The sequence below is a fragment of the Paenirhodobacter ferrireducens genome (assembly GCF_004022265.1).
GTDB lineage: Bacteria > Pseudomonadota > Alphaproteobacteria > Rhodobacterales > Rhodobacteraceae > Rhodobacter > Rhodobacter ferrireducens.
In genome coordinates this window covers 1-22,503 of record NZ_SAVB01000020.1, presented here as the reverse complement: position 1 = coordinate 22,503, position 22,503 = coordinate 1, and the positions used below count along the sequence as shown (strand labels likewise).

The 22,503-nt window shown below is 68.9% G+C and carries 27 protein-coding genes, 1 pseudogene and 1 riboswitch; of the genes and pseudogenes, 8 read left to right on the top strand and 20 right to left on the bottom strand.

The features are described from left to right. The first annotated feature begins 29 nt into the window (after window positions 1-29). Window positions 30-1,430: a leucyl aminopeptidase family protein gene (locus EOW65_RS14140; RefSeq protein WP_240664695.1), complete on the top strand. Its 1,401-nt coding sequence runs from the start codon at window positions 30-32 to the stop codon at window positions 1,428-1,430. Further along, entirely contained in the window at window positions 1,427-2,257 is an 831-nt protein-coding gene (locus tag EOW65_RS14135; protein ID WP_128150500.1) for a C40 family peptidase, read from the top strand. Before EOW65_RS14140 ends, EOW65_RS14135 begins: the two co-directional genes overlap by 4 nt. On the opposite strand, the gene EOW65_RS14130 is transcribed toward EOW65_RS14135, so the two are convergent. Beyond that, complete coding sequence (locus EOW65_RS14130; RefSeq protein ID WP_113899826.1) at window positions 2,254-2,601, bottom strand: DUF2794 domain-containing protein; 348 nt, start codon at window positions 2,599-2,601, stop codon at window positions 2,254-2,256. The genes EOW65_RS14135 and EOW65_RS14130 overlap by 4 nt on opposite strands. Window positions 2,602-2,876: 275 nt before the next feature. Beyond that, the gene (locus tag EOW65_RS14125; protein WP_113899711.1) at window positions 2,877-3,212 is read right to left on the bottom strand and encodes a hypothetical protein; all 336 of its coding nucleotides are present in this window, start codon (window positions 3,210-3,212) and stop codon (window positions 2,877-2,879) included. A gap of 71 nt (window positions 3,213-3,283) precedes the next feature. Here EOW65_RS14125 and EOW65_RS14120 point away from each other — a divergent pair, with 71 nt between their 5' ends. Next, window positions 3,284-4,414: an S-(hydroxymethyl)glutathione dehydrogenase/class III alcohol dehydrogenase gene (locus EOW65_RS14120; protein WP_128150498.1), complete on the top strand. Its 1,131-nt coding sequence runs from the start codon at window positions 3,284-3,286 to the stop codon at window positions 4,412-4,414. A 52-nt stretch (window positions 4,415-4,466) separates the two neighbouring features. On the opposite strand, the gene EOW65_RS14115 is transcribed toward EOW65_RS14120, so the two are convergent. From EOW65_RS14115 to EOW65_RS14105, 3 genes are read right to left on the bottom strand one after another with little or no spacing between them, the layout of a single operon-like run. Beyond that, a complete protein-coding gene (locus tag EOW65_RS14115) occupies window positions 4,467-5,162 on the bottom strand; it encodes a thiamine ABC transporter ATP-binding protein (RefSeq protein ID WP_128150496.1) in 696 nt (231 codons plus the stop codon). Further along, window positions 5,146-6,702: an ABC transporter permease family protein gene (locus tag EOW65_RS14110; RefSeq protein WP_128150494.1), complete on the bottom strand. Its 1,557-nt coding sequence runs from the start codon at window positions 6,700-6,702 to the stop codon at window positions 5,146-5,148. Before EOW65_RS14110 ends, EOW65_RS14115 begins: the two co-directional genes overlap by 17 nt. After that, on the bottom strand, window positions 6,678-7,667 hold the full coding sequence (locus EOW65_RS14105; RefSeq protein ID WP_128150492.1) for a thiamine ABC transporter substrate-binding protein: 990 nt from the start codon (window positions 7,665-7,667) through the stop codon (window positions 6,678-6,680). The genes EOW65_RS14110 and EOW65_RS14105 overlap by 25 nt, the downstream gene beginning before the upstream one ends. A gap of 39 nt (window positions 7,668-7,706) precedes the next feature. Further along, window positions 7,707-7,815, bottom strand: a riboswitch (TPP riboswitch). Between the two features lie 160 nt (window positions 7,816-7,975). Here EOW65_RS14105 and EOW65_RS14100 point away from each other — a divergent pair. Further along, the gene (locus tag EOW65_RS14100) at window positions 7,976-8,449 is read left to right on the top strand and encodes a cytochrome b (protein ID WP_128150490.1); all 474 of its coding nucleotides are present in this window, start codon (window positions 7,976-7,978) and stop codon (window positions 8,447-8,449) included. Between the two features lie 4 nt (window positions 8,450-8,453). Here the strand turns inward: EOW65_RS14100 and EOW65_RS14095 are convergent, their stop codons facing one another. After that, the gene (locus EOW65_RS14095) at window positions 8,454-8,870 is read right to left on the bottom strand and encodes an SRPBCC family protein (protein WP_128150487.1); all 417 of its coding nucleotides are present in this window, start codon (window positions 8,868-8,870) and stop codon (window positions 8,454-8,456) included. A gap of 144 nt (window positions 8,871-9,014) precedes the next feature. On the opposite strand from EOW65_RS14095, the gene aroC reads away from it, so the two are divergent. The 3 genes from aroC to EOW65_RS14080 all read left to right on the top strand — a co-directional run bounded on the left by aroC (window position 9,015) and on the right by EOW65_RS14080 (window position 11,383). Beyond that, on the top strand, window positions 9,015-10,115 hold the full coding sequence (gene aroC / locus EOW65_RS14090; RefSeq protein WP_128150485.1) for a chorismate synthase: 1,101 nt from the start codon (window positions 9,015-9,017) through the stop codon (window positions 10,113-10,115). A gap of 89 nt (window positions 10,116-10,204) precedes the next feature. Next, window positions 10,205-10,834 (top strand): TetR/AcrR family transcriptional regulator, encoded by a 630-nt coding sequence (locus tag EOW65_RS14085; protein WP_128150483.1) that lies wholly within the window; start codon window positions 10,205-10,207, stop codon window positions 10,832-10,834. Continuing rightward, window positions 10,835-11,383, top strand: a complete 549-nt coding sequence (locus EOW65_RS14080) for a L,D-transpeptidase family protein (protein WP_128150481.1) — start codon at window positions 10,835-10,837, stop codon at window positions 11,381-11,383. 13 nt (window positions 11,384-11,396) lie between these two features. On the opposite strand, the gene EOW65_RS14075 is transcribed toward EOW65_RS14080, so the two are convergent. From EOW65_RS14075 to EOW65_RS14050, 6 genes are all read right to left on the bottom strand, one after another. Then, the gene (locus EOW65_RS14075; RefSeq protein ID WP_128150479.1) at window positions 11,397-12,170 is read right to left on the bottom strand and encodes an NYN domain-containing protein; all 774 of its coding nucleotides are present in this window, start codon (window positions 12,168-12,170) and stop codon (window positions 11,397-11,399) included. 103 nt (window positions 12,171-12,273) lie between these two features. Next, window positions 12,274-13,056: a cytochrome c1 gene (locus EOW65_RS14070; RefSeq protein WP_206364072.1), complete on the bottom strand. Its 783-nt coding sequence runs from the start codon at window positions 13,054-13,056 to the stop codon at window positions 12,274-12,276. Window positions 13,057-13,074: 18 nt separating this feature from the next. After that, window positions 13,075-14,388 (bottom strand): cytochrome b, encoded by a 1,314-nt coding sequence (gene petB / locus EOW65_RS14065; RefSeq protein ID WP_128150475.1) that lies wholly within the window; start codon window positions 14,386-14,388, stop codon window positions 13,075-13,077. 18 nt (window positions 14,389-14,406) lie between these two features. Then, window positions 14,407-14,976, bottom strand: a complete 570-nt coding sequence (petA, locus tag EOW65_RS14060; protein ID WP_121531994.1) for a ubiquinol-cytochrome c reductase iron-sulfur subunit — start codon at window positions 14,974-14,976, stop codon at window positions 14,407-14,409. Between the two features lie 219 nt (window positions 14,977-15,195). Further along, window positions 15,196-15,915, bottom strand: a complete 720-nt coding sequence (locus tag EOW65_RS14055; RefSeq protein WP_113899699.1) for a response regulator — start codon at window positions 15,913-15,915, stop codon at window positions 15,196-15,198. Beyond that, the gene (locus EOW65_RS14050; protein WP_128150473.1) at window positions 15,915-16,415 is read right to left on the bottom strand and encodes a MarR family winged helix-turn-helix transcriptional regulator; all 501 of its coding nucleotides are present in this window, start codon (window positions 16,413-16,415) and stop codon (window positions 15,915-15,917) included. Before EOW65_RS14050 ends, EOW65_RS14055 begins: the two co-directional genes overlap by 1 nt. Window positions 16,416-16,562: 147 nt before the next feature. On the opposite strand from EOW65_RS14050, the gene EOW65_RS14045 reads away from it, so the two are divergent. Then, the gene (locus tag EOW65_RS14045) at window positions 16,563-17,432 is read left to right on the top strand and encodes a branched-chain amino acid aminotransferase (protein ID WP_128150471.1); all 870 of its coding nucleotides are present in this window, start codon (window positions 16,563-16,565) and stop codon (window positions 17,430-17,432) included. 51 nt (window positions 17,433-17,483) lie between these two features. On the opposite strand, the gene EOW65_RS14040 is transcribed toward EOW65_RS14045, so the two are convergent. The 8 genes and pseudogenes from EOW65_RS14040 to EOW65_RS14005 all read right to left on the bottom strand — a co-directional run. Next, window positions 17,484-17,675: a hypothetical protein gene (locus tag EOW65_RS14040; protein ID WP_128150469.1), complete on the bottom strand. Its 192-nt coding sequence runs from the start codon at window positions 17,673-17,675 to the stop codon at window positions 17,484-17,486. Between the two features lie 108 nt (window positions 17,676-17,783). Next, window positions 17,784-18,710 (bottom strand): DMT family transporter, encoded by a 927-nt coding sequence (locus tag EOW65_RS14035; RefSeq protein ID WP_128150467.1) that lies wholly within the window; start codon window positions 18,708-18,710, stop codon window positions 17,784-17,786. Window positions 18,711-18,715: 5 nt separating this feature from the next. Then, window positions 18,716-19,777, bottom strand: coding sequence for a tRNA epoxyqueuosine(34) reductase QueG (gene queG, locus EOW65_RS14030; protein WP_128150622.1), 1,062 nt, complete (start codon window positions 19,775-19,777; stop codon window positions 18,716-18,718). A gap of 53 nt (window positions 19,778-19,830) precedes the next feature. Then, a complete protein-coding gene (gene fzlA / locus EOW65_RS14025) occupies window positions 19,831-20,496 on the bottom strand; it encodes an FtsZ-binding protein FzlA (protein ID WP_128150465.1) in 666 nt (221 codons plus the stop codon). Window positions 20,497-20,549: 53 nt separating this feature from the next. Beyond that, entirely contained in the window at window positions 20,550-20,906 is a 357-nt protein-coding gene (locus EOW65_RS14020; protein WP_128150463.1) for a TfoX/Sxy family protein, read from the bottom strand. Continuing rightward, window positions 20,906-21,505, bottom strand: a complete 600-nt coding sequence (gene recR / locus EOW65_RS14015; protein WP_128150461.1) for a recombination mediator RecR — start codon at window positions 21,503-21,505, stop codon at window positions 20,906-20,908. Before recR ends, EOW65_RS14020 begins: the two co-directional genes overlap by 1 nt. A 1-nt stretch (window position 21,506) precedes the next feature. After that, window positions 21,507-21,854: a YbaB/EbfC family nucleoid-associated protein gene (locus EOW65_RS14010; RefSeq protein ID WP_113899691.1), complete on the bottom strand. Its 348-nt coding sequence runs from the start codon at window positions 21,852-21,854 to the stop codon at window positions 21,507-21,509. Window positions 21,855-21,919: 65 nt separating this feature from the next. After that, a pseudogene (locus EOW65_RS14005) lies at window positions 21,920-22,503 on the bottom strand (DNA polymerase III subunit gamma/tau); the annotation flags it as partial.

The window sequence follows — 22,503 nt, the reverse complement described above, 5'->3', positions numbered from 1 at the left end:
GGCGGCGCTCCGCCTGTCCGGAGACCGAGATGACCGACGCGCCCTTTTCTGACCACCCTGAGATGCGTTTTGCCCCCGCCGATGCCGCGGCCCTGCCGCTGTGGCTGGTGGACAGCGGCGCCGATCTGCCCGCCGAACTGAGCCCGGCGCAGCGCGCCTTTGCGCAGGCGCAGGGCTTCGACGGCGCGGCGGGCACGCTATGCCTGTTGCCGGGCGCATCGGGCGCGCTTGACGGGGCGCTTTTCGGCTGGGGCAGTGCTGCGAACCGTCGCCGTGGCCGCTTCCCGCTGGCCCGTGCCGCGGCCGCGCTTCCTGCCGGCGCCTGGCGGCTGGCAACCGAACTGCCCGAGGCCGAGACCGAGGCGCTTGGCTGGTTGTTCGAGGGCTATCGCTTTGGCCGCTATGCGCCGGCGAAGGTGCCCGGCGCGCGGCTTGTCTGCCCGGCGGGCGTCGATGCCGCGCGGCTCGAGGCGATCGCGGCGGGCGAGGCGCTGACCCGCGATCTGATCAATACGCCGCCGAACGACATGGGGCCCGACGAGCTCGAAGCCGCGGTGCGGGCGCTGGCCGGTCGCCACGGCGCGACGGTGAGCGTGATCGCCGGCGATGACCTTCTGGCGCAGGGCTATCCGCTCATTCACGCCGTCGGTCGGGCCAGTCCGCGCGCGCCGCGGCTGATCGAGCTGAGCTGGGGCGGCGAGGGGCCGGAGCTTGCGCTCGTCGGCAAGGGCGTGTGCTTCGACACCGGCGGGCTGAACCTGAAGCCCGGGTCCTCGATGGGGCTGATGAAGAAGGACATGGGGGGCGCGGCCACCGTGCTCGGCCTTGCCGCGATGATCATGGCGCTCGCGCTGCCCCTGCGGCTGCGCGTGCTGATTCCGGCGGTCGAGAATGCGGTCTCGGGCGCCGCCTTCCGGCCGCAGGACGTCTATACCTCGCGCAAGGGGCTGACGGTCGAGATCAACAACACCGACGCCGAGGGGCGGCTGGTGCTCGCGGATGCGCTGGCCGCGGCCGACGAGGCCTGCCCGGACCTGATTCTCTGCATGGCGACGCTGACCGGCGCCGCCCGCGTGGCGCTTGGCCCCGAAGTGCCGCCCTTCTACACCGATGACGAGGCCCTTGCCGCGGCGCTGGCCGGGGCGGCGGGGGCGGTCGCCGACCCGCTCTGGCGGATGCCGCTGTGGGAGCCCTACGAGACGCTGATCGAGCCCGGCATCGCCGATCTCGACAATGCACCCTCGGGCGGCATGGCGGGCTCGATCACCGCCGCGCTGTTCCTGCGCCGATTCGTGACCGAGACCGGGCGCTTCGCTCATTTCGACATCTACGGCTGGCAGCCCGCGGCGGCGCCCGGCCGGCCGAAGGGCGCGGTCGGGCAGGGGGCACGGGCGATCCTTGCCGCGCTGCCCGGGGTGCTCGGGCTGTGAGTGACCGGCGCCTCACCCCGTTCTCGGGCCGCATCGCACTTGAAACCCTGCGCGGGCAGGTGGCGGCCGGGGCTTTCACCGAGGGCGAGCCCGCCCGCGTTATCCTGCCGGTGGTCGATCTGAGCCCCGCGCCCGGCGCGCTGCGCGACCGGCAGCTGATCTTCGGCGCCGCGGTCACGGTGATCGAGCGGCGCGCGGCGGCGGCCTTCGTGCAGGCCGCGGCGGACGGCTATTGCGGCTGGGTTCCCGCGGTGGCGCTCGGCGCGCCCGCGCGGCCGACCCATGTCGTCAGCGCCGCCGCGACCCATGTCTATCGCGAAGCCTCGATCAAGCGCGGCGAGGTGATGTCGCTCAGCCTTGGTGCGCGGCTTGCGGTGCTCGACGAAGACGCGACATTCCTGCGCATCGCCGAGGGCTTCGTGCCGCGTCCGCATCTGCGCCCGCTTGATCCGCCCGAGACCGACCCGGTCGCGGTGGCCGAGCGGCTGCTGGGCACACCCTATCTGTGGGGCGGCAATTCGCGCGCGGGGATCGACTGTTCGGGCCTCGTTCAGCTCGCGCTTGCCCTGTGTGGGCGCGCCTGCCCGGCCGATTCCGATCAGCAGAGCCGCGCTTTTGGTGATTTCCTGCCCGCCGGCACGGTGCCACGGCGGGGGGACCTGTTCTTCTGGAAGGGGCATGTCACCATGGCCTGCGACGGCGAGCGGCTGATCCACGCGAACGGGTACACGATGAGCGTCGCACATGAGGGCATCGGCGCCTGTCTGGCGCGGATCGAGGCGGCGGGCGACGGGCCCTTCCTCGGGCTGAAGCGGCCCGGCGCCTAGTCGACCGGGCGGATCAGCTTGCGTTCAAGGACGCGCAGCACGGTCGCCAGATCCTGCCCGCGCTTCAGCACCTGCCCGTCCATGCCGATCACCGCATACATGCCTTGCCGGTTGCGCAGGGCGGGGCGCTTCTCGATGCGGTAGAGCGGATTTTCGGCAGCGCGGCGGAAGACCGCGAAGATCGCCACGTCGCGCAGGAAGCTCATGCCGTAGTCGCGCCATTCGCCGGCGGCGACCATCCGGCCATAAAGGGTGAGAATTGCGCCAAGCTCCTGCCGATCGAAGGCGATCTGCTGCGGGGCAGAGGGCTGGGCGGGAAAGGGCGTGGGCGACTGGACCGTCATAACAAAAGGGTGACACCGCGGCGGCGGCAAATCAAGCCCGCGCTGCGGGGGCGGCGCCATGAAATCGCCGTGAAATGGCCCGCAAAAGACCCGTTTCTTCGCCGCAATCGGGCCGCGATTACCGCAGAGGATCGGGGCAGCGGAAAACGCTGTCTCCCGGGGATGCGATCGAAAGCCCCCACCCAGTTCGTGCCCCTGGGAGGCTTTCCGCGCCACAGATGCAAAAACCCCGCCCGAAAGGGCGGGGTTTTGTCGTCAGGATGGTGCGTCGGGGCTCAGCCGCAATCGATGTTGAAGATCTTGCCGGTCTGGTCGAGACGGAACACGATGCGCTGCGGGTTGTATTCCTGCGGCTCGAGCCCGCGCCACTCGACGACGTTGATCGGACGCGAGATGCCGAGCGTCGGGATCACCGATCCGGGCTGGCCAAGCGCCGAGACGTAATCGGCGGCGTGGCAGGTATCGGGCTCGCGCTGCTCGAGCGCGCCCTCGGTGACCGTCGGCGTCATGTGCGGCGCCGGCATCGGCTCGGCCGGCTCCTCCCGGGTCGTGGTCTGGCAGGCGGCGAGGAGCACCGCACAGGTGGCTATGACGGAAATTCGAAACAACATGTCGCACCCATTGCTTGCGTTGACGGGCAGATTGGCTCAGTTTGCCCCCTCTATACAGCGAGGAAACGTCGATGAGAACCCGTGCCGCAGTGGCTGTTGCCCCCGGAAAACCGCTTGAAATCATGGAAGTGAACCTTGAAGGCCCGAAGAAGGGCGAGGTTCTGGTCGAAATCAAGGCAACGGGCATCTGCCACACCGACGAATTCACTTTGTCGGGAGCGGACCCCGAGGGCATCTTCCCGGCGATTCTCGGCCATGAGGGCGCGGGGGTGGTGCTCGAGGTCGGCGAGGGCGTGACGACGCTGAAGCCGGGCGATCACGTGATTCCGCTCTACACGCCCGAATGCCGCGAATGCCCGTCCTGCCTCAGCCGCAAGACGAACCTGTGCACCGCGATCCGCGCAACCCAGGGGCAGGGGCTGCTGCCCGACGGCACCACGCGGTTCTCGATGCTCGATGGCACGCCGATCCATCATTACATGGGCTGCTCGACCTTTGCGAACCACACCGTGGTGCCGGAGATCGCGCTCGCCAAGATCCGCGACGACGCGCCCTTCGACAAGGTGTGCTATGTCGGCTGCGGCGTCACCACCGGCATCGGTGCGGTGCTGAACACCGCGAAGGTCGAGATCGGCGCGAAGGCGGTGGTATTCGGGCTGGGCGGCATCGGGCTCAACGTCATCCAGGGCCTGAAGATGGCCGGCGCCGACATGATCATCGGCGTCGATCTGAACGACGACAAGGAAGAGTGGGGCCGTCGCTTCGGGATGACGCATTTCGTCAATCCGAAGAAGATCGAGGGCGGCATCGTGCAGCATATCGTCAACATGACGAAGACCCCCTTCGACCAGATCGGCGGCGCCGATTACAGCTTCGACTGCACCGGCAACGTGCAGGTGATGCGCGATGCGCTCGAATGCACGCATCGCGGCTGGGGCGTGTCGGTGGTGATCGGCGTGGCGCCGTCGGGCGCCGAGATCCAGACCCGTCCGTTCCAGCTGGTGACCGGGCGCGTCTGGAAGGGCACCGCCTTTGGCGGCGCGCGCGGGCGCACCGATGTGCCGGGCATCGTCGACTGGTACATGAACGGTAAGATCGAGATCGACTCGATGATCACCCACACCCTGCCGCTCGAGCGCATCAACGAGGCCTTCGATCTGATGCACAAGGGCGAGTCGATCCGTTCGGTGGTGATCTACTGAGGCCGGCCGGGGGCCTTGCCCCCGGCCCCCAGAGCCTTTCCGCCAGGAAAGATCAGCCGCCCAGATAGGCCCGCAGCGCCGGCGGCGGGTGGTCGAGCAGCGGCGCGGTCGGCTGCGGCTGGGGCGCGCGCCCCTCTGCCACGAGGATCGTTTCGGGGCAGAGGCTGCGGGCATCGGCCGGATCGTGGCTGACCATCAGCACCGTCGTGCCCTGTGCAGAGGCGATGCCGGCGACGAGGGCGAGCATCTCGGCCTTGAGCGCGGGCCCAAGCGCCGCGAAGGGTTCATCGAGCAGCAGGAGCGGGCGGTCGCGCAGCAGCGTGCGGGCAAGGGCGACGCGGCTTTGTTGCCCGCCCGAGAGTGCGGCGGGCTTGCGCCGCCCCATGCCGTCGAGCCCGACTTGCGCGAGCGCGGCGTCGATCCGGGCGTGCTCTGCCCGGCCGAGGCGGAGCTTCGGGTCGAGGCCGAGGCCGATGTTCTGTTCGACGCTCAGATGTGGGAAGAGGTTCTGGTCCTGGAACAGGATCGAGAGCGGCCGCGCACCCGGCGCAAGGCGGGTGATGTCGGCGCCGGCCCACAGGATGCGGCCGCGGGTGGGGGCGAGGAAGCCCGCGATCGCGGCAAGCAGCGTCGACTTGCCCGCGCCCGACGGCCCCATCACCGCGACGCGCGCGCCCCTGGTCACCGTCAGGTCGGCGCTCAGGCGGAAGTCGCCCTGTTCCAGCAGAAGATCATCGAGGGTCAGCATGGCGTCCGATCCGGTCGAGCGCCCAGAAGAGCGCGAAGGTGAGGCCCATCAGCAGGCAGGCGGCGCCGGCGGCCTGATCCATCCGGTAACTGCCCATCAGCGCGTAAAGCGCAAGCGGCAGGGTCTGGGTGCGTCCGTCGGAGAAAAGCGTGATGACGCCGAGATCGCCCATCGAGAAGGCGGCGGCGATGCCCGCGGCGAAGCCGAGCGGCCGGGCGAGGCGGGGCAGGGTGAGCAGCCGCAGCCGCGCAAGCCCCGTCAGGTTCAGCGCCGCGGCCAGCCGGTCGTAATCGGCCTGCAGGCTGCGCACCTCGGGCAGCAGCAGGCGCAGCGCGAAGGGCAGGCTCATCGCGGCATTGACGATCAGCGTGACCGGCAGGGCGAGGGCGGTGGGGCTGACGACGGGGCGCGCGATGAGGAACAGCCCGGTGCCGAGGACGAGGGGCGAGGCCGCCATCGGCAGCATCGCCGCCGCCTCGGCCCAGCGGGCGCGGGGGGCGGCAAGGGAAAGCGGCAGGGCAAGGGCGAGGGTGACGAGGGTCGAGCCCGCGGCGAGTGCGAGCGAGGTCGCGGCGGCGTGCCAGACCGAGGGCGGCAGGTCCGCGAGCGCCGGCAGCCCGCGTAGCGCGATCGCGCCGAGAGGGGCGATCAGGAAGGCTGCGGCCAGCGTGATCGCTGCGCCGTCCTTGATCCGGCGCAGGCCGGGGGCGGGCAGGGGGGCACCCGGCCGGTCGAGCCCGGCGCCGAAGCCCGCGGGCAGGGTGAAACGCGCCGCGAGTGCCAGCGCCGCAAGCGCCAGCGCCACCTGCACCAGCGCCAGCGCCGCCGCCCGACCAAGATCGGCGTCGAAGCGGAAAGCCTGATAGATCGCCAGCTCGACCGTCGTCGCCCGCGGTCCGCCGCCCAGCACCAGCGCCACGGCGAAGGAGCTCAGGCAGACGAGGAAGATGGCGAGCGCCGCGCCGGGCAGCACCGCGCGCAGCATCGGCCGCTCGAGATGGCGCGTCACCTCGGCCGGGCCGAGGCCGAGGCTGGCGGCCAGTCGCAGCCGCTCGGACGGGATCGCCTGCCAGCCGTGCAGCACCATCCGCGTGGCGAGCGGCAGGTTGAAGAAGACATGCGCAAGGATCACCCCATGCGCGCCATAGACGCTGAGCGTGGGCAGGCCGAGCGTGCCGAGTGCGGCATTCAGCGCGCCGCGCCGGCCGAAGACCGCGATCAGCCCGAGGATCGCGACGATCGAGGGCAGCAGGAAGGGCGCGCCCATCAGCGCAATGAGCGCCTCGCGCCCCGGGAACCGGCGCCGGTAGAGCGCGCGCGCGACCGGCACCGCGAGCAGGCACGACAGCAGCGCCGACAGTGCCGCCTGCCACAGCGTGAACCACAGCGCCGCCCCGTCGGCGCGCGTCAGCGCCGACAGCCCCCCGGCCCGGCCGATCACCGCGGCCAGGGGGGCGAGCACCAGCGCCGCGGCAAGCATCGCCGCCAGTGCCGCCGGAAGGGCGCGCGCGGGGCTCACTTGCCGAAGGCCGCCCGCCATTCCTCAAGCGCCGGGCCGCGCAGCGCCTCGGCCTCGGTCTCGGAGAAGAACAGGGTCTTTTCCGGCCGCGGCAGGGTCTCGAAGCCCTCGGGCAGGAAGCCCGGCTTGATGATCGAAGGATAGGACCAGTTCGCGGTGGCGATCATCCCCTGGAACGCGTCCGACAGCAGGTAGTCCATGAACTTCTGCGCAAGTTCGGGCTGTTTCGAGGTCTTCAGCTGCGCCGCCACCTCGGTGTAGAAATAATGCCCCTCGGGGAAGATCGCGGCGACCTTGGTGTCGTCGTTCTCGGCGATGCGGTGATAGGCGGGTGAGGTGGTGAAGCTGAGCACCATGTCGACCTCGCCATCGGTGAAGAGGCCATAGGCGGTCGACCAGTCCTGGGTCACGGTCAGCACCTTGGGGGCGAGCTTTTCCCAGGCTTCGCCGGCCTTCTCGCCATAGACCGCCTTGACCCAGAGCAGGAGGGCGAGCCCCGAGATCGCCGAGCGCGGATCCTCGATCGCGATCTTGTAGGCATCGGCCGGCGCGTCGAGCAACTCCTGGAACGACTTCGGCGGGTTTTTCAGCTTCGTCTTGTCATAGACGAAGGCGATTTCGCTCCAGTCGAAGGGCAGGAAGATGTCATCGGTCCAGGCGATCGGCAGGGTCAGGCGGCCGACATCCTCGCCATGCGGGGCGAAGAGGCCGGTGGCGCGGGCGCGGGCCATGACGTCGGTGTTCAGCCCGATCGCCACATCGGCGGCGGTCTTGTCGCCCTCGAGCAGGATCCGCGGCAGCACGTCGCCCGCCACAAAACGCAGATCGCAGCCGCAGCTTTTCTCGAAGCCCGCCTCGATCGCGGGACCCGGGCCCCATTCCGAGGTGAAATAGTCGGGCGCATAGACGGTGAGCACGGGCTTGTCTTCGGCGAGCGCGGGGCTCGCCACCATCAGACATGCCGCCAGCATCAGAGGTTTCTTCATCGGTCTCTCCAATGGCGTGACGGACGGGGTCAGGCCGGGAGAGTGCCCGGATACCTTCCCTCCGCCGGTCTTAACCGGTTCAGGTTCAACGGGTTCGCTTGCGCATCTCAGCCGGGCCTTTGGGGCCCGGGCACCCCGAGGTGGAGCGCAGGATAGGGCCGCGCAGGGACGATGCAAGGAAAATCGCGGGCGGAAGGAATGTCCGGGTGCGACACTGCGGCCGGTCCCTGTCGCTTGCCACGGCCCACCCGCGGGATCACATCAGGGTCAGGCGCCTCCCCGCGGACCGCCGATGCGGAGCAAGACCGATGCGAGAGTTGCCCACCACCTTTTCCCTGCCGCAACGGGTGTTGCACTGGGCGATGGTCGGGCTGATCCTGTTCAACCTGCTGCTGCCGCAGGGGATGGGCGGCAGGGGGCTAGACATCGGGGTCGTTCCGCCCGCTTTCGTGCATGTCATGGTGGGCTCGGCCGTGCTGGTGCTCGGCCTGTTGCGCTTGCTGCTGCGGCTGATCGACGGGGTGCCGCCCGAGCCCTGCGGCGCGCCGAAGGTCTTTCGCCGGCTCGCCCGCTTCGGGCAATGGGTGTTCTACGCGTTGTTCTTCGCGATGCCGCTGAGCGGGCTCATCGGCCTTTACGGCGGCAGCGCGGCGGCGCTGATGCTGCACGGGCAGGTGCTGCGCTGGCTGTGGTGGTTGCTGATCGCGGGGCATGTCAGCCTGGCCCTTGCGCATCAGTTCCTGTGGAAGACCGACATGCTGGGCAAGATGCTGCGCGGCTGAGGCGTCACAGCGCGGCGGCGTAGCGCGCGAAATTGTCCAGGATCGCCTGCCAGCCGGCGCGCTGCATCTCGATGGGATTTTCGGTTTCCGCGTCGAAGGTGGTGCTGACGCGGGTGCCGCCGCCGATCGCCTCGAAGGTGGTCTCGGCGCGGCGCCCGTCGGGCATGGTGAAGGCGATGCGCCGCTCGGGCTCGACGATGTCGAAGACCGCCTCGAGATCGAAGCCGAAGCTGCCGTCCTTCGCCTCCATCCGGGCGAGGTATCTGCCGCCCGGGCGCAGGTCGACCTCGGCGTGCGGGCAGTGCCAGTCGGGCGCGGCGAAGTTCCAGCGCGTGATATGCGCGGGCGCGGTCCAGGCGCGCCAGGTGGTGCGGGGCGTGGCGGCGATGGTGGCGGCGATCGTGACCTGCTCGAATCCCATGGCGTGCTCCTCCGCTGCCGGCAAAGTGTCGCAAGCGGGCGACGTGGCGTCAATTGGCTGTAAGGCGCACCGGGGCCCGCCGCACTTTCCAGTTTATCGACGCGCCGCCATGCCTTAGGAGAAAGGCAAAAGGGGAGGCCCGCGATGAGCTACAACACCTTCGGACACATGTTCCGCGTCACCACCTGGGGCGAGAGCCACGGCCCCGCGCTTGGCGCTACGGTCGACGGCTGCCCCCCCGGCATCGAGATCTCGGAAGAGTTCATCCAGGTCTTCCTTGACCGCCGCCGTCCGGGTCAGTCGAAGATGACGACGCAGCGGCAGGAGCCCGACCGGGTGAAGATCCTCTCAGGCACTTTCGAGGGGCGCACCACCGGCACGCCGATCCAGCTGATGATCGAGAACACCGATCAGCGCAGCAAGGATTACGGCGAGATCGCGCGGCAGTTCCGCCCGGGCCATGCCGACCTTGCCTATCACCAGAAATACGGCATCCGCGATTATCGCGGCGGCGGCCGCTCGAGCGCGCGGGAAACCGCGGCGCGGGTCGCGGCGGGGGGCGTCGCGCAGGCGGTGCTGAAGGCGCTCGTGCCCGGTCTGCGGATCACCGGCTACATGGTGCAGATGGGGGTGAAGCAGATCAGCCGCGAGCGGTTCGACCGCGACGAGATCCTGCGCAACCCGTTCTTCATCCCCGATGCGGCGGTGGTCGACGAATGGGCCGATTACCTCGAGGCGGTGCGCAAGAACCAGAACTCGGTCGGCGCGATGATCGAGCTGGTGGCCGAGGGCTGCCCGCCCGGCCTTGGCGCGCCGATCTATGCCAAGATGGACAGCGATCTGGCCGCTGCGATGATGTCGATCAACGCGGTGAAGGCGGTCGAGATCGGCGAGGGCATGGCGGCGGCGGGGCTCACCGGCGCCGAGAATGCCGACGAGATCCGCATGGGCCCCTCGGGCCCGGTCTACGAGACCAACCACGCCGGCGGCATCCTCGGCGGCATCACCACCGGCCAGCCGATCGTGCTGCGCTTCGCGGTCAAGCCGACCTCCTCGATCCTGACGCCGCGCCGCTCGATCGACGTCGATGGCCACGAGGTCGAGGTCATCACCAAGGGCCGCCACGACCCCTGCGTCGGCATCCGCGCGGTGCCGGTGGCCGAGGCGATGATGGCTTGCGTGATCCTCGATCACCTGCTCCTTGACCGCGGCCAGACCGGCGGCGTGCGCGGCCGGATCGGCTGAGCCGCTCACGGCCGCGCGATCGGCGCCTTGCCCCGGCCGGAGCGGAGGGGCTATGCTGAGGAGCCGGCGCGGCGCGGGCAGGGGGCATGATGGCGCAGACAGAGACGAAACCGGCGATCCGCAAGGGGCGCAAGTTCGACCAGGTGCTTGAGGGCGCGCGCAAGGTGTTTCTGCGTGACGGCTTCGAGGGCGCCTCGGTCGATGACATCGCGCGCGAGGCGGGGGTGTCGAAGGCCACGCTCTACAGCTATTTTCCCGACAAGAAACTGCTCTTTCTCGAGGTGGCGAAGGGCGAATGCGCGCGCCAGGCCGACGAGGCGGGCGAGCTTCTGGCCGGCGGCGCGCCGCCGCGCGATGTGCTGCGCTTTGCCGGCGGCCGGATCGTCGAGTTCATGTCCTCGGATTTCGGCTTCGGCTTCTTCCGGATCTGCGTCGCCGAGGGCGATCGCTTTCCGCAGCTTGGCACCGAGTTCTATCAGGCCGGGCCGCTGTTGCTGCGCAACCGGCTGGTGTCCTACCTGAAATGCGCGGTCGAACGCGGCGAACTCGTGATCGAGGATTTCGACCTTGCCGCCGATCAGTTCGTCGAACTGTGCAAGGCCGACATCCATGCGCGGATGATCTTCGGCGTCACCGAATGCTGCAGCGCGCGCCATATCAAGCGCACGGTCGACGGCGCGGTCGAGATGTTCCTCGCCCGCTATGGCGTGAAGGGCTGAATGCGGCGCGCGCTGACGATTGCAGTGCTGGCGGTGCTCTGTCTCGGTGGCGGAACCGTCGGCTATACCAAGGTGATGGCGCGGCTGGGGCATGGCGAGGCGCCGCCGATGGCCGCGGCTGCGGTGCAGGCCGATGCCATCGAGGTTCTCAAGTCGGCGCGGGAGATGCGCCTGTTGCGCGAGGGGCGGGTGCTGCGCAGCTACCACATCGCCCTTGGCGGCGCCCCGGCGGGGCCGAAGCATCAGGAGGGGGACGAGCGCACCCCCGAAGGCGTCTATCGGATCGACTGGCGCAACCCGAATTCAGTCGCGCATCTGAGCCTGCACATCTCCTACCCGGATGCGGAAGACCGGGCCCGGGCCCGGGCGGCCGGCGTCGCCCCGGGAGGCAGCATCATGATTCACGGGCTGCCGAACGGCTGGGGATTTCTCGGTGCGTTGCATCGCCGGCTCGACTGGACCGATGGCTGCATCGGCGTCACCAATGCCGAGATGCGCGAGATCTGGGCGCTGGTGCCCGACGGCACGCCGATCCGGATCGCGCCCTGAGCCGGCGCGGGCCTCAGGCCTTGTCGCGCACCATCAGGTGGTTGCCCTGGCCCTGCTTGACCTCGAAACGGCCGGTCTTGCGCAGCAGATCCGACAGTTTCGCGCAGCCATAGGTGCGGGTGTCGAAATCCGGGTTCGCCTGGGTGATGAACTGGCCGATCTGGCCGAGCGAATACCAGTCTTCTTCGAGCCCGATCCGCTTCATCGCCGCGACGACGAGCGGGATCGCCTGCGGCGGCGCGAGCTTGCCCGAGGCGGCGGGTGCCGGGGCGGTGGGCATCGCCGTCGACGGGGTCGAGGGCTGCGCCTCGGAGCCGGTCTCGACCATCGGGGCCGGGGCCTCCTCGGCGCCGAGGTTCTCGACATAGATGAAGCGCTTGCAGGCGTTGCGGAAGGCCTCGGGCGTCTTCTTCTCGCCGATGCCGTAGACGTCGAGCCCCTGCTCTCGGATGCGCGAGGCGAGGCGGGTGAAGTCGCTGTCCGAGGAGACCAGCACGAAGCCGTCGAAGAGGCCCGAGTGCAGGAAGTCCATCGCCGCGATGACGAGGCCGATGTCGGAGGCGTTCTTGCCCTTGGTATTGGCGAATTGCTGGTCGGCGACGAGGCCGAGCGAATTCACCTTCTTCGCCCAGCCGGCCAGCCGCTGCGCCGACCAGTCGCCATAGATGCGCCGCACCGAGGCCTCGCCGAGGCCGGCGATCTCCTCAAAGATCGCTTCCGCATGGGCGCAGGGGATGTTGTCGGCGTCGATCAGGACGCACAGGCGGGGCGCGCGGGGCTGGGTCATAGGGTCTCCTTTGGCGGCGAGCCTATGCCATCCGCGGCACGCGCACCACGGCAAAAGAAAACGCGCCCCGGAGGGCGCGTTTCAGGTCATCCTTGCGGCTGGCTCAGTGCTTGCCCTTGTGGGGCGCCCAGATCCGCTTGTTGGTGAGGTAGAGCAGAACCGTCAGCAGGCCGAGCATGAGCACCGCGGTGAAGCCCATGTCCTTGCGCGCCATCATCTTCGGTTCGGCCGTCCACATCAGGAAGGTCGCGACGTCTTCCGACATCTGCTCGACCGTCGCCGGGGTGCCGTCCTCGTAGGTGACGATGTCATCCGAGAGCGGCGGCGGCATCTTGATCCAGCCGGTCGAGAAGATGTGGTTCTCGTAGAAGGTGTTGCCAGCCTCCTGCTTGTCCGCGCCGGTGAAGCCGTTCAGCAGCGAGTGGATGTATTCCGGCCCGCCGATGCCGTTGAACAGCTGCGAGATGCCGGTGCCGTAGGGGCCGTGGAAGCCCGCGCGGGCCTTCGCCATCAGGCTCAGGTCCGGGCCCATGCCGTCGCCGACCCGGATCGGGAAGAAGTCGGTGTCCTTGCGCGGACGCTCTTCCTGGGTGTCGGCGTCGATCACCGGGTCGAGTTCGGCCGCGTAGTCACGCACCCATTGCGGGTCCATCTGCGGGCCGCCCTCGTCGGCGAGCGAACGGATCGGCACGAATTTCAGGCCGTGGCAGGCCGAGCAGACCTCCCGGTAGACCTGGAAGCCACGGCGCAGCTGCTGCTGGTCGAAGCGGCCGAAGGGGCCCTCGAAGGAGAAGGCGAAGTCCTTGACGCCGCCGGCCTCGCTCGCGGCCACCGCACCCGTGCTCAGCACGAGCGCGGAAAGGGCCGAGATCAGAAGTTTTTTCATGATGTACGGTCCTTGTCCTTACTCGGCCGGAGTGCCGTAGTGGTTGTTGAAGTCTTCTTCGATCGTCGCCGGCATCGGTGCCGGTTTCTCGATCAGGCCGAGCAGCGGCAGGATCACGAAGAAGTAGGCGAACCAGTAGGTCGCGCCGATCAGCGAGATGTAGGGATAGATCCCGTCGGTCGGCATCGCGCCCACCCACATCAGCACCACGAAGTCGATCGCGAGCAGCCAGAACCACCACTTGAACACCGGACGGAACTGGCCCGAGCGCACCTTCGAGGTGTCAAGCCAGGGCGCCAGCGCCATCGCGATGATCGCACCGAACATGGCGAGCACGCCGAAGAACTTCGCGTCGACGATGCCGAAGGTGATCCAGTGCACGAACTGCACGGCCCAGACGTCCGCGGTGAAGGCGCGCAGGATCGCGTAGAACGGCAGGAAGTACCATTCCGGAACGATATGCACGGGAGTCGCGAGCGGGTTCGCCTCGATGTAGTTGTCGGGGTGGCCGAGGTAGTTCGGCATGAAGCCGACGACGGCGAAGAAGATGGTGACGATGAGGGCCAGCGCGAACAGGTCCTTGATCACGAAATAGGGCCAGAAGGGCAGGGTGTCCTTCTTCGCCTCTTCCTTCGAGGTGCGACGCACTTCGACGCCCGTCGGGTTGTTGTTGCCGGTGGTGTGGAAGGCCCACATGTGCACGATCACCAGCCCGGCGATGACGAAGGGCAGCAGGTAGTGCAGCGAGAAGAAGCGGTTCAGCGTCGCGTTGTCGACGGCCGGCCCGCCCAGAAGCCAGGCCTGGATCGACGGCCCGATGCCCGGGATCGCGCCGAAGAGGCCGGTGATGACGGTGGCGCCCCAGAAGGACATTTGGCCCCAGGGCAGCACGTAGCCCATGAAGGCGGTGCCCATCATCAGCAGGTAGATGATCATGCCGACGATCCAGGTCACTTCGCGCGGGGCCTTGTACGAACCGTAGTAGAGGCCGCGGAAGATGTGGATGTAGACGGCGAAGAAGAACAGCGAGGCGCCGTTCGCATGCACGTAGCGGAGCGCATAGCCGCCGTTCACGTCGCGCATGATGTGCTCGACCGAGGCGAAGGCCAGCGAGACGTGGGGGGTGTAGTGCATCACCAGCACAACGCCGGTGCCGATCTGCAGCACTAGGCAGAAGGCGAGGACGATGCCCCAGATCCACCACCAGTTGAGGTTCTTCGGCGTCGGGATCATGATCGTGTCATAGATCAGCGCCACGACGGGCAGACGCTCGTGCAGCCACTTCTCGACGCCCGTCTTGGGCTCGTAATGGTCGTGCGGAATTCCAGCCATGTTCCTGTCCCTTTGCCCTTAGCCGAGCTTGATCGTGGTGTCGTCGGTGAAGGCCGCGACCGGGATGTCCAGGTTGCGCGGCGCCGGGCCCTTGCGGATGCGGCCGGCCGAATCGTAATGCGAGCCGTGGCACGGGCAGAACCAGCCGCCGAAGTCGCCCGCATTGCCGAGCGGCACACAGCCGAGGTGGGTGCACACGCCCATCATCACCAGCCATTCGCCGGTGTCCTCGCCCGAGAAGGGCGGCAGCGAGCGGTTCTGGTCCGAGGCGTCAGCGCCCGGCTTGTTCGCGTTCTCGGCCGTGGTGTCGGTCAGCGTCGCGACGTCGACCGAACGGGCGAGATCGATGTCTTCCTGGGTGCGGCGACGGATGAACACCGGCTTGCCGCGCCATTTCACGGTCAGCTGGGTCCCCGTCTCGACGCCCGAGACATCGACGTAGATCGAAGCCATGGCCTTCACGTCGGCCGAGGCGTTCATCTGGTTGATCAGCGGCCAGACGGCCATGCCGGTCACCACCGCGCCGGTTCCGGCGGTGGCATAGTAGAGGAAATCCCTCCGGGTGCCTGCGTCTTCTGCGTGGGACACGAATTCTTCTCCCTTCCCGGGCCTGGGATCAGGCCGATGCGACTTGCCGGGCCGCACGTGACGTGCCGCCGAACATGCGTTTCGTTTAGCAATCACGATGTTGTCAGTCCAGCGAACATTCTTGTCCCCGTGGGGCGAAATGCCGCAGGATATTCCGTCTTGCCTGGCTTTCGCGGCGCCCCATGGCGCCGCGCCGGCAGACCTCGCTGCCGCGCGGGCTCAGTCGGGGGCGAGCATGTAGCCGAGGCCCCGCACCGTCTGCAGGTAGCGCGGTTCGCGCGGGTCGGGTTCGATCTTGCGCCGCAGCCGGGTGATCTGCACGTCGATGGCGCGGTCGCCCGCGCCTTCCTCGGGCGTGGCCGGGCGGTCGCGCCCGAGCTCGTCGATCAGGTCGGTGCGGCTGACCACCTCGCCGGCGCGGGCGGCAAAGATCCGCATCAGGGCCATCTCGGTCGCGGTCAGCCGCACCGGGCTGTCGCCCTGCCACAGCTCGCCGCGGTCCTGGTCATAGCGCAGCGGGCCGAGCGTCAGGTATTTTGGCCCGGTCTGCACTGCGGAGGGCACGCGGCGCAGGATCGCGTTGATCCGCAGCAAGAGCTCCTTCGGCTCGAACGGCTTCGGCAGGTAGTCATCCGCCCCGGCCTCGAGTCCCTCGATCCGTTCGCGGGTCTCGCCGCGGGCGGTGAGCAGCAGGATCGGTGTCGCCACCCGGCGCGCGCGCAGATCGCGGGTCAGGCTCAGCCCGTCCTCGCCCGGCATCATCACGTCGAGCACGATCATGTTGAACTCGAGCCCGGCCAGCAGGCGCCGCGCATGCGCCGCATCGCGCGCCGCGGTGACAAGAAAGCCGTTTCGGATCAGGAACTTCTGCAGAAGGCCGCGGATCCGTTCGTCATCGTCGACGATCAGCAGGTGGGGGGCTTGCGCGGCGCCCGGCATCAGCTGTCATCCTTCAGCATCTGATAGTGGCGGCGCATCTCGGGGTCCATCATCGCCTCGAGCACCTGGCGGAAACCCGCGACGGCCTGCGGCCCGGCGGTGCGATAGGCACCGCGCATCCGCTCGCGCTGCGCCCCCGACAGCTCGCGCTCGAGCGCCTCGCCCGTCGGCGTCAGATGCAGGTGGCGCGCGCGCTTGTCCTTGCGCCCGACCCGGCTTTCGACCAGCCCGTCGTCGATCAACGTGCGCAGCACCCGGTTCAGCGACTGCTTGGTCACGCCGAGCACCGAAAGCAGCGTCGTTACCGTCAGCCCGGGCTCGCGGTTGATGAAATGGATCGCGCGGTGATGTGCTCGGCCATAGCCGTGCTTGTCGAGAATCCGGTCGGGATCGGCGGTGAAGCCGCGATAGGCGAAGAACATCGCCTCGATCCCCTTGCGCAACTGCTCGTCGGTCAGAAACAGCAGGGTCTCGCCGCCCTGGGTGCTGCTGTCGGCCATCGGTCTTCCTCGCTTTTTCGCGACTTTATGTCAGTGTTGTTGACTTTCCAAGAATGAATTGTTAGCCGGGCACACAATCTGCGCAATATTATGATTCGAAAGTGTCATTGTGCGCAACTTGTGGAAAACAACCCGAGGGAGACCAGTATGGCCGGGGCTTATGACGATCGCGATGGATGGATCTGGATGGACGGCACGCTCGTCCCCTGGCGCGAGGCGCAGGTCCATGTCCTGACCCACGCGCTGCACTACGCCTCCTCGGTGTTCGAGGGCGAGCGCTGCTATGGCGGGCGGATCTTCAAGGGGGTGGAGCATTCGCGCCGGCTGCGCCGTTCGGCCGAGCTTCTCGACATGGAAATCCCCTGGACGGTGGAGGAGATCGAGGCGGCGAAATACGAAATGCTGAAGGCGAACGGCTGGACCGATGCCTATGTGCGGGCCGTGGCCTGGCGCGGGGCGGGCGACGACATGGGCGTCTCGGCCCGGCGCAACCCGGTGCGGCTTGCGGTGGCGGGCTGGGAGTGGGGCAACTACTATGGCGACGCCAAGATGAAGGGCGCACAGCTCGACATCTCGAAATGGTGCCGGCCCGATCCGCGCACCATCCCCTGCGAGGCGAAGGCGGCGGGGCTCTACATGATCTGCACCATGTCGAAGCACGCGGCCGAGGCGAAGGGTTGCTCGGACGCGCTGATGATGGATTACCGGGGCTATGTGGCCGAGGCGACGGGGGCGAATGTCTTCTTCGTGAAGGACGGCGCGGTGCACACGCCGCTGCCGGATTGCTTCCTCAACGGTCTCACCCGGCAGACGGTGATCGGGCTGTTGCGCGAAAAGGGCATTGCCGTGCACGAACGCCACATCAGCCCGACCGAGATGGCCGGCTTCGAGCAGTGCTGGCTGACCGGGACTGCCGCCGAGGTGACCCCGGTCGCACGGATCGGCGACTTCCGATTCGAGGTCGGCGCGCTCGCGCAGGAGATGGTTCGCAGCTACGAGGCGCTGGTCCGGGCCTGATCGCGCCCGTCCCGTGCCGGCGCGCCCCTCGGCGCGCCGGCACGGGACGACTCAGGCCTCGGCCCGTTCCTCGCGATTAATGCGCAGGAATTCCTGCACCTTGCGGGCGCCGCGGTCTGCGGGGCGCTGGTTCAGCTCGAGAACCGCGGGATGGACACCTTCCTTGCGGGCAAGGTCGAGGAAGTGCTTCACGCGGGCCCCTTCGGCCTTCGGCGCCGCGCGGTCGATGATGTGACGGGTCATGGCAGCCTCCTTCAGATGCTTGGGCCACAACCCTAGCACGAAAAACCGCCGGTTTCGACCAGACGATCCGCCGCAGCGCGGCGCCTCGGCGGGGATCGGCGCAGGGGCTCAGCCCGGCGGCGTCATCGCCTTGCGCTGCTTGCGCCGTTCAAGACCCAGCTGATGTTCGCGCCAGATGATCAGCACCCCCGCCGCGATCACGATGGCCGAGCCGGCAAGCGTGCTGGCCGAGGGGATCTCGGAGAAGACGGCATAGCCGATCACCAGGGCGAAGAGCATTGAGGCATAGTCGAAGGGCGCGACGACCGAGGCGTCGGCGAAACGATAGGCCGAGGTCATCAGGATCTGCGCCACCCCGCCGAGCAGCCCCGCCCCGATCAGCAGCGCCGCCTCGGTGGGTGAGGGCATGACCCAGCCGAAGGGGATGGTCAGCAGCGACAGCGCCGTCGCGGTGAAGGAGAACCAGAACACGATCGCCGAGGTGCGCTCGGAGCCCACCAGCCGGCGGATCTGGATCTGGGCGAGGGCCGCGCAGGCCGCGCCGGCAAGCGCGAGCCCCGCGCCAAGCGCCTCGGTCCCGCCGGCGCCGGCGCCGAATTGCGGCCAAAGCACGATCAGCACCCCCGCAAGCCCCATCACCACTGCCGAGATCCGCACGATGCGGACCTGCTCGCCCAAAAACAGCGCGGCGAAGACGACGACGAGGATCGGCGTCGCATAGCCGATCGCCGTCGCCTCGGGCAGCGGCAGGAAGGCCAGCGCCGCAAAGCCGAGTCCCATCGCCGTGGTGCCGATCACGCCGCGCCAGACATGGCCGAGCGGGCTTTGCACCCGCAGCCCGCCCGAGAGCTCGTGCGTGACGGCCAGCCAGACGAGGATTGGCACGATGCCGAAGGCCGAGCGGAAGAACACCGCCTCGCCCGGCGGCACATGCGGCGCGACGGCCTTGATCATCGCCTGCATCACCACGAAGCCGACGACGGCAGCAAGTTTCAGGGCGATGCCCTTGGCGGGGGAGGGGGTGGTCTCGATCATTGGCCTCACCTATCGCGCGGGGCGGGGCCGGCAAGGGGAGAAACCCGGGCCAGTGCCCAGCGGGCGGCATCGGCGACGGCCGGGTCGGCGTCATCCACCAGCCGGGCTGCCACCGCGGCGAGTGTCGGTGCACCCGAATTGCCGATCGCGTAGAGCACGTTGCGCACCATCCGGTCGCGGCCGATGCGCTTGATCGGCGAGCCGGCGAAGCGGGCGCGGAAGGCGGCGTCATCAAGCTCGGCAAGCTCGGCGAGCAAGGGCGCCTCGGCCTCGCGCGCGGCATAGCCGATCTCGTGTGCCGCGGCGGCGAACTTGTTCCAGGGGCAGGCGGCAAGGCAATCGTCGCAGCCATAGATCCGGTTGCCGAGCATCGGGCGCAGCTCGGGTGCGACCGGGCCACGATGCTCGATCGTCAGATAGGAAATGCAGCGCCGCGCATCGAGCCGGTAGGGGGCCGGGAAGGCGGCTGTCGGGCAGGCGTCAAGGCAGGCGGTGCAGCGCCCGCAATGGCTGACGTCGGGCGCATCGGGGGGCAGCGGCAGGGTGGTGAAGATCGCACCGAGGAAGAACCAGCTGCCAAGGTCGCGGGCAAGCAGGTTGGTGTGCTTGCCCTGCCAGCCGAGCCCCGCTGCCTGCGCGAGCGGCTTCTCCATCACCGGCGCGGTGTCGACGAAGACCTTGATCTCGGCCGCCTCGCCCTGCCGTTTCGCCGCCTCGATCAGCCAGCGGCCGACCCGCTTCAGCCGGCGCTTGAGCAGATCGTGGTAATCCTTGCCCTGGGCATAGACGCTGATTGCGCCCCGTTCGCGGTGTTCGAGCGCCGCGCGCGGGTCCACGGCCGGGGTATAGGGTTCGGCCAGCATCACCACCGCCCGCGCCTCGGGCCAGAGCGCGGCGGGGTTGCCGCGCCATTCCATCCGCTCGGCCATCCAGCCCATCTGCCCGTGCATGCCGGCCGCGACGAAGGTCTCGAGCCGCGCCATCGCCTCGGGAATCGCGTCGGGCGTGGTGACCCGCGCCTTGGCAAAGCCCTCGGCCCGGGCGGTCTCGATCAGGCGGCGCTTCAGATCGTCCACGTCGGTCTCCGTGATGCTGGGCGGAGGCGGGCCCCCTCTCGCACTCAGAAATCGAGCTCGGCGTATTGCGGGGCGGGCGGCAGGCCCGGCAGCTGGTCGGCCAGAAGCGAGCGGAAGGCCGGGCGGGACTTGATCTTCGCATACCAGTCCTTCACCGCGTCCGAGCGGTTCCAGTCGACATCCGAGATGTAGTCGAGACAGCTCAGATGCGCGGCGGCGGTGAAATCGGCGAGCGTCATCACGTCGCCCGCAAGCCAGCGCCGCTGATCGAGCAGCCAGCTCATATAGTCGATGTGGAACTTGATCGCCGAGAGCCCTTCCTTGACGGTCTTGCTGTCGGGATAGCCCTTCTTCATCACCTTCTTCCAGACGCGCTCGCCCATCACCTTGCGGGTGACCTCGTGGTTGAACTTGTCGTCGAACCAGCCGCAGAGCCGGCGCACCTCGTAGCGGCCCTCGGCGTCGCGCGGCAGCAGCGGCGGCGTGGGCACCGTTTCCTCGAGATATTCGCAGATCGCCTGGCTTTCTGACATCATCCGGTTGTCGAGGCGCAGCACCGGCACCTTGCCGGCCGGGTTGCGGCGCAGGAAATCGGGGCTCGGCTCCCAGTAGCGCTCCTCGATCAGCTCGACCTCGATCTTCTTCTCGGCGAGGGTCAGGCGCACCTTGCGGCAAAAGGGCGAAAGCGCGACGTGGTACAGGCGGTTCATGGACACGGCCCCGGTTGGTGTTTTCCCCGTGATAGCGGCCGGGGCCGGGGCGTTCAATGCTCTGCGGGCGTCTTTACGCGGCGCGGCCGGCGCGGGCGGCGGGGCGGGGCGGCCTCGGAGGCCGCGCGCAGCAGCTCAAGCAGCCAGTCGGGGTCTTCCCACAGATCGGGTTCGATCCGCCAATAGGGCTGCGCGCCGCGCACCGGCGGTTCGGCCGGCGGGCGTTCGGGGAGGAGGTCGAGCAGCGGCTCGAGGGCGGGCAGCCGGCGCAGATAGAGCGCGTCGTTGAACAGATACCCGGCGGGCTTTTCACCGAGATAAAGCCCGAAGCCGCCGAACATCGGGCGCGAATGCACGCGGCCCTGCAGCTGTTCGCGCAAGAACAGCTCGAGATCGGGGGAGACCGGCATCAGAGGCTGTGCCGGGCGCGCAGCGCAGCCTGGATCGTGCCGTCGTCGAGATAGTCGAGCTCGCCGCCGATCGGCACGCCCTGGGCGAGGCCGGTGACGGCGGTGCCGCTCTCCTCGAGCGCCTCGGCGATGTAATGGGCGGTGGTCTGGCCCTCGACCGTGGCGTTGAGCGCGACGATCACCTCGCGCGTGGCCTCGGTGCGGACCCGTTCGATCAGCCGCGGGATGCCGAGCTCCTCGGGCCCGACGGCGTCAAGCGCGCTCAGCAGCCCGCCCAGCACGTGATAACGGCCCTTGAAGGCGTGGCCGCGCTCCATCGCCCAGAGATCGGCGACATCCTCGACGACGCAGATCTCGCCCGTCGCGCGGGCCGGATCGGCGCAGATCTCGCACAGCCCGCCGAGCGAGATATTGCCGCACATGGGGCAGTCCTGCGCGGTCTCGGCCACATGCGCCATGGCACGGGCGAGCGGTTCCATCAGCTGCGTGCGGCGGCGGATCAGTTGCAGGACGGCACGGCGCGCCGAGCGGGGGCCAAGCCCCGGCAGCCGCGCCATCAGCGCGATCAGTGCCTCGATCTCGTCCTGCGCGCCGGCCATCTTACACGGGCGGAAGGTTCATGTCGGCGGGCAGCCCCATCTCGGTCAGCAGCTTGCGCTGTTCATCCTGGGCGCGGGCCGCGGCGCGGGCCTGGGCATCCTTGATCGCGGCGAGGATCAGGTCCTCGACCACTTCCTTTTCCGAGGCGACGAGGATCGAGGGGTCGATCGACAGGCCGGTCAGCTCGCCCTTGGCGGTGGCGCGCGCCTGCACGAGGCCGGCGCCCGCCTCGCCCACCACGACGATGCGGCCAAGATCTTCCTGGAGCGTCATCATCCGCTCCTGCATCTCTTTCGCGGCCTTCATCATCTTGGCCATGTCGCCGAGCTGGCCCAGTCCCTTGAACATCGTCGTCCCCCGCTATGAGTGTCTGTCACAGATACGCAGCCCGACCGGGCGGAACAAGGGGGGCGTCAGCCGTCCTCGAACGGGTCCCATTCATCCTCGACCTCGGGCAGCGCCTCGGCGGCCTGTTCCTGCGCAAGGTCGGCGGCCAGCTTGATGTCGTCGAAGACGGCGGCGGGAAAGGCCGCGAGGATCGCCTGCACCACCGGGTTCGTCTCGCGCGCTTCGGCCTCGGCGGCGCGGCGGCCGGCGTCGCGGACCTCGGCGATGGTGGGCGCGCCGCCCTCCGACACCACCGAGACGCCCCAGCGGGCGCCGGTCCAGCCCTGCAGCCGGGCGGCAAGGGTGGCGGCCAGGTCGCGCGGTGCCGCCGGCGTGGGCTCGAACTCGATCCGGCCAGGGGCATAGCGCACGAGCCGCAGGCAGGTCTCGACCTCGACCAGCAGCTTCACGTCCCGCATCCGCTGGATCAGCTCGACCACGTCCTCGAACCGGGCAAAGCGGGCGAGCGCACCGGTGGCGGGGGCGGCGGCAAGGGCCACCGCGGCGCCCGAGGGGGCTCGGCCGACCGGCGCGCCGCCCAGCATCGCGCGGGTGGTCGCGGCGGCCAGCGCCGCGGGGCCGTGCACCGGCCCGCCGCCCGGGGCGGGGC

Coding starts and splice junctions, on each gene's coding strand:
- recR (WP_128150461.1), bottom strand. CDS start 21,505: ATGGCCGGCGCGCAGGACGAGATCGAGGCACTGATCGCGCTGATGGCG.
- EOW65_RS14045 (WP_128150471.1), top strand. CDS start 16,563: ATGGCCGGGGCTTATGACGATCGCGATGGATGGATCTGGATGGACGGC.
- EOW65_RS14050 (WP_128150473.1), bottom strand. CDS start 16,415: ATGGCCGACAGCAGCACCCAGGGCGGCGAGACCCTGCTGTTTCTGACC.
- EOW65_RS14020 (WP_128150463.1), bottom strand. CDS start 20,906: ATGCCGGTCTCCCCCGATCTCGAGCTGTTCTTGCGCGAACAGCTGCAG.
- EOW65_RS14120 (WP_128150498.1), top strand. CDS start 3,284: ATGAGAACCCGTGCCGCAGTGGCTGTTGCCCCCGGAAAACCGCTTGAA.
- EOW65_RS14035 (WP_128150467.1), bottom strand. CDS start 18,710: ATGATCGAGACCACCCCCTCCCCCGCCAAGGGCATCGCCCTGAAACTT.
- EOW65_RS14105 (WP_128150492.1), bottom strand. CDS start 7,667: ATGAAGAAACCTCTGATGCTGGCGGCATGTCTGATGGTGGCGAGCCCC.
- EOW65_RS14070 (WP_206364072.1), bottom strand. CDS start 13,056: ATGAAAAAACTTCTGATCTCGGCCCTTTCCGCGCTCGTGCTGAGCACG.
- fzlA (WP_128150465.1), bottom strand. CDS start 20,496: ATGAACCGCCTGTACCACGTCGCGCTTTCGCCCTTTTGCCGCAAGGTG.
- EOW65_RS14100 (WP_128150490.1), top strand. CDS start 7,976: ATGCGAGAGTTGCCCACCACCTTTTCCCTGCCGCAACGGGTGTTGCAC.
- EOW65_RS14010 (WP_113899691.1), bottom strand. CDS start 21,854: ATGTTCAAGGGACTGGGCCAGCTCGGCGACATGGCCAAGATGATGAAG.
- EOW65_RS14115 (WP_128150496.1), bottom strand. CDS start 5,162: ATGCTGACCCTCGATGATCTTCTGCTGGAACAGGGCGACTTCCGCCTG.
- EOW65_RS14110 (WP_128150494.1), bottom strand. CDS start 6,702: ATGGCGGGCGGCCTTCGGCAAGTGAGCCCCGCGCGCGCCCTTCCGGCG.
- EOW65_RS14040 (WP_128150469.1), bottom strand. CDS start 17,675: ATGACCCGTCACATCATCGACCGCGCGGCGCCGAAGGCCGAAGGGGCC.
- aroC (WP_128150485.1), top strand. CDS start 9,015: ATGAGCTACAACACCTTCGGACACATGTTCCGCGTCACCACCTGGGGC.
- EOW65_RS14085 (WP_128150483.1), top strand. CDS start 10,205: ATGGCGCAGACAGAGACGAAACCGGCGATCCGCAAGGGGCGCAAGTTC.
- EOW65_RS14140 (WP_240664695.1), top strand. CDS start 30: ATGACCGACGCGCCCTTTTCTGACCACCCTGAGATGCGTTTTGCCCCC.
- EOW65_RS14095 (WP_128150487.1), bottom strand. CDS start 8,870: ATGGGATTCGAGCAGGTCACGATCGCCGCCACCATCGCCGCCACGCCC.
- petB (WP_128150475.1), bottom strand. CDS start 14,388: ATGGCTGGAATTCCGCACGACCATTACGAGCCCAAGACGGGCGTCGAG.
- EOW65_RS14125 (WP_113899711.1), bottom strand. CDS start 3,212: ATGTTGTTTCGAATTTCCGTCATAGCCACCTGTGCGGTGCTCCTCGCC.
- EOW65_RS14075 (WP_128150479.1), bottom strand. CDS start 12,170: ATGACCCAGCCCCGCGCGCCCCGCCTGTGCGTCCTGATCGACGCCGAC.
- EOW65_RS14130 (WP_113899826.1), bottom strand. CDS start 2,601: ATGACGGTCCAGTCGCCCACGCCCTTTCCCGCCCAGCCCTCTGCCCCG.
- EOW65_RS14055 (WP_113899699.1), bottom strand. CDS start 15,915: ATGCCGGGCGCCGCGCAAGCCCCCCACCTGCTGATCGTCGACGATGAC.
- EOW65_RS14080 (WP_128150481.1), top strand. CDS start 10,835: ATGCGGCGCGCGCTGACGATTGCAGTGCTGGCGGTGCTCTGTCTCGGT.